The 4,398-nt window shown below is 48.2% G+C and carries 7 protein-coding genes and 2 pseudogenes; 7 read left to right on the top strand and 2 right to left on the bottom strand.

The window, feature by feature from the left end; all coding sequences use genetic code 11:
• The first annotated feature begins 457 nt into the window (after positions 1–457).
• The 4 genes and pseudogenes from GCWU000341_RS03860 to GCWU000341_RS03850 all read left to right on the top strand — a co-directional run bounded on the left by GCWU000341_RS03860 (position 458) and on the right by GCWU000341_RS03850 (position 1,922).
• Positions 458–853 (top strand): LysR family transcriptional regulator, encoded by a 396-nt coding sequence (locus tag GCWU000341_RS03860; protein ID WP_050761907.1) that lies wholly within the window; start codon positions 458–460, stop codon positions 851–853.
• Positions 739–975, top strand: a pseudogene (locus tag GCWU000341_RS14320) (LysR family transcriptional regulator substrate-binding protein); the annotation flags it as partial. The gene GCWU000341_RS03860 and the pseudogene GCWU000341_RS14320, both read left to right, overlap by 115 nt.
• 486 nt (positions 976–1,461) lie before the next feature.
• Complete coding sequence (locus GCWU000341_RS03855) at positions 1,462–1,689, top strand: helix-turn-helix domain-containing protein (protein ID WP_009214435.1); 228 nt, start codon at positions 1,462–1,464, stop codon at positions 1,687–1,689.
• Entirely contained in the window at positions 1,689–1,922 is a 234-nt protein-coding gene (locus GCWU000341_RS03850; RefSeq protein ID WP_009214434.1) for a hypothetical protein, read from the top strand. Before GCWU000341_RS03855 ends, GCWU000341_RS03850 begins: the two co-directional genes overlap by 1 nt.
• 326 nt (positions 1,923–2,248) lie before the next feature.
• Here the strand turns inward: GCWU000341_RS03850 and GCWU000341_RS03845 are convergent, their stop codons facing one another.
• Positions 2,249–2,542: a helix-turn-helix domain-containing protein gene (locus GCWU000341_RS03845; protein ID WP_009214433.1), complete on the bottom strand. Its 294-nt coding sequence runs from the start codon at positions 2,540–2,542 to the stop codon at positions 2,249–2,251.
• On the bottom strand, positions 2,539–2,892 hold the full coding sequence (locus GCWU000341_RS03840) for a type II toxin-antitoxin system RelE/ParE family toxin (RefSeq protein WP_009214432.1): 354 nt from the start codon (positions 2,890–2,892) through the stop codon (positions 2,539–2,541). The genes GCWU000341_RS03845 and GCWU000341_RS03840 overlap by 4 nt, the downstream gene beginning before the upstream one ends.
• A 46-nt stretch (positions 2,893–2,938) precedes the next feature.
• Here GCWU000341_RS03840 and GCWU000341_RS03835 point away from each other — a divergent pair.
• The 3 genes and pseudogenes from GCWU000341_RS03835 to GCWU000341_RS13910 all read left to right on the top strand — a co-directional run.
• Positions 2,939–3,505 (top strand): annotated as a pseudogene (locus GCWU000341_RS03835) (IS5 family transposase); the annotation flags it as partial.
• Positions 3,506–3,726: 221 nt separating this feature from the next.
• Positions 3,727–4,074: a hypothetical protein gene (locus GCWU000341_RS13915; RefSeq protein WP_009214430.1), complete on the top strand. Its 348-nt coding sequence runs from the start codon at positions 3,727–3,729 to the stop codon at positions 4,072–4,074.
• A partial coding sequence (locus GCWU000341_RS13910) for a transposase (protein ID WP_242651619.1) occupies positions 3,966–4,398 on the top strand: 433 nt, incomplete at its 3' end. The genes GCWU000341_RS13915 and GCWU000341_RS13910, both read left to right, overlap by 109 nt.

Here is a 4,398-nt window from a genome sequence, read left to right as displayed (position 1 = left end):
GGCGGCAGATGCGCAATACAATGGCTGCTGCGATGGGGATGAAAAGGCTTCTGTATCTGATATCCCTGAGTCCCCATCGCCGATGTGGGCATATCGCGCAGATGTCGACTGTCAAGGCTGGCGGACGGTGACTGATCCAACTGGGCTCGCTTCCGTGAAAACTGGGCTAAATGGCCGTGACAGGCGGGCTATTCGGCCGTGCAAAGTGGGCTACTCACGTGGAATATACAGTACAACTTTGTCACTCTCAGGAAAGGTCTTATCCCATTCTGTGGTAAGGTTCAGCTTTTCTGTCTTCATCATGATCTTCGTCCTCTTTTTTTCCGTAATATGTATGTTTCAATGGTTTGATTTCTTATAAGCACGGTATAAAAGCGCAGCTTCATATAACAAAACACTCGTATGGCATATCTTCCTATGATAATATTGAATAGAAATGAAGAGGGAGGAAGTCATTATGGATATTCGAAGCATGCAGTATTATCTGGCTGTTGTCCGGGAGGGCACCATCTCCGGTGCCGCCGAAGTTTTGCATGTCGCACAACCATCTCTTTCCCGGCAAATGAAAGATCTGGAAGAAGAACTGGGCATCAGCTTGTTCGAGCGTGGCAACCGTAAGATCACACTTACAGAAGAAGGTATGGTCCTTAGAAGACGCGCAGAAGAAATGGTCCGCCTCATGCAGATGACAAAGAAGAGATCTCCCAGATCAAAAACCATATCTCCGGTACCGTGCGTATCGGTGCCGGAGAATCTTGTTCCTTTCACTACCTTTCCCGTACAGCAAGCCTTATCACACAGGAACATCCGGATATACGCTTTCAGGTCACCAGCGGAGATACACAAGATCTGATGGATGAGCTGAATAACGGTCTCATTGATTTTGCAGTCATCTATACGGATGTTGACCACGCTCTATACCAAGCCATAGAGCTGCCGGCAGAAGATCAGTTTGGGCTTCTGATGCATAAAAACGCCAAGCTGTCAGCAAAGGATGCGATCGAATGGTCTGACCTGAAGGGGCTTCCTCTTATAAAAGGTCTGATCAGGCTGGTCTCTGCCCGACACATTCAGAACCACTTCACAGCTTGTCCTCTTGTCCTTGTGCAGGAGGAATGCCCCGTCCGCAGCTCCCAGTAGTCCGTTTGTCCCGGAGATCATTTCAAACCGGTCATCTGCTTGCTGCTTCCGTTCTCCGGTGTAGTCCGTGTAGCGGTAGATCACGCGCCATTTGCCGGATTTGCTGTCCTTATAAACTGACATTTACATCTCCCTTCTCTCATCGTCCTGATAGTTGACCTTCTTCATAAAGAACTTCCGGTTTACCTTGCCGGATACCGTAAGGTATCCCTGTTCCTACAGCTTCCTGTTTAGCCTCTGGATCACCTTATAGGCATAGGCTTTGGAAACGCCCATTGCCTCGGCTACCCCTGATGCCGTCATTTAACCAGGAGGTCTCATATGACGATAGGAGAACGGATCAAGCGTGTCCGAATGAAACGTGGAATGACGCAGAAAGAGCTTGGGATTGCGCTTGGCTTTCCGGATCGATCTGCCGATGTGCGGATTGCCCAGTACGAATCTGGCAGCCGAACGCCCAAAGAAGACCTGGTCCGGCAGATCGCGGCGATTCTCCATGGAATCCCCACGCCATTTCTTCCGTTGACTACGGAACATACAGAGGGTTGATGTACGCCCTCTTTGATCTGGAGGATACCTACGGACTGCATATCGATCAGATCGACGGTGAACTTTACATCCGGCTCGATAAGTATCGAAAAGATTATCCGGAGCTGATTGATGTGATGCATAAGTGGTACGAAGCCTGGAAACAGGATCAGGATGACCCCTCCTCTCTGGATAAATACATAGACCGGAAGCTGAACTACCCGCATTACATAAGCCGGAAAAAAGAGAACTAAGTGACATAGAAAAATAGCGCTACCTGACTTACTTTTGTAAATCAGATAGTGCTATTCGTTATAGAATGATTCAGAGATTAGATTTTGTTGCCAAATCGTTTCCAATAATTGAGCATTTTTGCTTGTGACCCGCATAAATAAAGAGTTTCTTAATGGTCGAACATTGTTCCAACTCGAAAATGAAATATAGATTCTAACCCATTTGAGTTTTGTTTCTTGATATAATTTGATTCCGATTGATTTCAGCTATCCCATTTCTACAGGGTATACGAACTGCTGTTATCAATTTGTTATCACGAGATGTTATCAAAGTTTCCGATTTCGCACTATTTTGCCAGGCGCTTGTTCGGTACAAACTCTATTCTCAGCGTCGAATTTACCGCTTCGGCGATGCGATTCAGTAATGCCAAACTGGGATTCCTTGTGCCATTCTCCAATCTGCTGATATCTGCCTGGCTGATTCCGGTTTTCTCGGATAACTCCGCCTGCGTAAGTCCTGCTTCCTTTCTCGCACGAATCAAAGACATCGTGATGTCTCTCTCCGGCTGAAGAGCTTCATATTCCTTTCTAAACGCAGCATCCTGCATGAGTTCGTTGGTCAATTCCTGTAAATCGCTCATCGTCTGCTCTCCTTCCTTTTCAAGTAAATCGTTCTCCTCTGCTTTGCCAGTAGGATCTCACTCCGCGGCGTTTTCTGCTGTTTCTTGACAAAACCATTTGTCGCAATAATGATCTCATCTTCATCAAAGAAATACAGAATTCTCACGATATTGTTTCCCTGTATCGTGCGGAGCTCAAAAATATCGTCTTCAAGATACTTGCTCAGCGGGGATCTGGCTTCATTGCCGAGCATCTCCAAACGATGCAGATCAGATACTACTTTTGCTTTCATCTTCACATCAAGTGCACGAATAAATTCGCCAACCGGCTTGCTTCCATCTTCTTCCCGATAAAAATTTACGCTGAACAAATCACCCCCCTATATGTCATATATAGCATATTCTTCTAGGGAGCCTTTGTCAATGCTTAATATCCGTCCCATCGTGCGGGGCAAAGCGAAGTCACCCGTAGAGTTTGGCGCCAAATACGACGTCAGCGTCGATGAGAAAGGCCATGCTCGCCTGGAGAAGATCTCTTTTACCCCCTATCATGAGGGCTCCGTTCTGAAAGACGCCGTTGAGAGGTATCGGAAACGCACGGGACATTATCCGGAAAGGATCCTGGCGGAGCAGATCTATCGCACGAGGGCGAACCTTCAGTATAGCAAGGAACACGGCATCCGAATGTCCGGGCCGAAGCTTGGGAAGCCGAGGCGAACAGACGCCCGAGCCACGAAAGAAGGATATCGGGACAATGTTGACCGGATCGAGGTGGAGCGGTTTTTCAGCTTGGACAAGCACTGCAATGGTGCGGGGCTTATCATGACCAGGCTGGAAGAGACGACCCTCTCCTCTATCGCACTATCCGTGTTTGTCACGAATCTTTTTGCAATCCCCATCCGTCCTTATTTTTTGCTTTATTTTGGGGAAAACGGGATCAACGCTGGAAGCTTCCATCTCCTCCTGTTTGAGGATGTGGCATGAACCGGGATTCGCAATTGATGGAACAGGGCTGAGGGCTGGCCTTTCTATGGCCCCCTTTACTTAACGGACACTATTTAGCAGACACTAGGTAAATAAAAGTAGGTATATAATCTCAAAATCAAAAAGCGCGGAAAGCATTGCATTAAGTGCATAAGCACAAGGAAACGGAGTCGCTCAGGACTCCGTTTCTACCTTTTCAAGTGGCAAACTCGGGAGGAAGCATGCTGGATGCCACTTCTTATGAATCCTTCATTACTGAGAACCGGATCACAAAGGGCATCATTGCTACTGACAAGGGTTTTCCCGAATCAGCCGCTCACGAGCAGTTCGTGGAGCACCCGGATCTGCATTACCTCAATCCGATCAAACGGAACTCCAAGTTCATTGAACAACGGCATCACATGCTTGACTTTACCGGAATCCTGCCCGGCGATGAAAGCATCACCTACCGGAAAGAGAAGTGCGAGGCCTTGATAAATGGCTCTACTCCTTCCGAGACAGCAGCAAAACTGCCGCAGAAGAACAGGACTGGCTCCGCGGGGCAAAGAAGAACGGGACCTATGACCTGAACGTTCTGAAGAAGAAGCAGAGGACCTTCGGAACCATCGTGCTGGAGTGTGATCTGGATATCCCGCCGGAAGTCGCTTATAAGGCTTACAGCAAGCGGTGGGAGATCGAGATCGTCATGCGGTTCTATAAATCCGCCTGCGATTTCGATGAGACCAGGGTCCATGATGGCTACTCCGTCATTGGCAGCGAGTTCTGCGATTTCCTTGCTGCCGTCCTGACCTTCCGCCTGCTGAAGACCTTCGGCCAGGCGGGACTGCTGGAACGCTACACTTATAAGAAACTGCTTTCTATCCTGGTCCGGGCCAAGAAAGCCCGCCTGGATC

It is taken from the genome of Oribacterium sp. oral taxon 078 str. F0262 (assembly GCF_000160135.1).
Taxonomy (GTDB): domain Bacteria; phylum Bacillota; class Clostridia; order Lachnospirales; family Lachnospiraceae; genus Oribacterium.
Note: the sequence above shows the minus strand (reverse complement) of the source record. Positions and strands in the feature narration are given on the sequence as shown.

Bases quoted from the DNA above. Each gene is read 5' to 3' on its own strand.
- GCWU000341_RS03860 (WP_050761907.1), top strand. From the start codon at position 458: ATGGATATTCGAAGCATGCAGTATTATCTGGCTGTTGTCCGGGAGGGC.
- GCWU000341_RS03855 (WP_009214435.1), top strand. From the start codon at position 1,462: ATGACGATAGGAGAACGGATCAAGCGTGTCCGAATGAAACGTGGAATG.
- GCWU000341_RS03850 (WP_009214434.1), top strand. From the start codon at position 1,689: ATGTACGCCCTCTTTGATCTGGAGGATACCTACGGACTGCATATCGAT.
- GCWU000341_RS03845 (WP_009214433.1), bottom strand. From the start codon at position 2,542: ATGAGCGATTTACAGGAATTGACCAACGAACTCATGCAGGATGCTGCG.
- GCWU000341_RS13915 (WP_009214430.1), top strand. From the start codon at position 3,727: ATGCTGGATGCCACTTCTTATGAATCCTTCATTACTGAGAACCGGATC.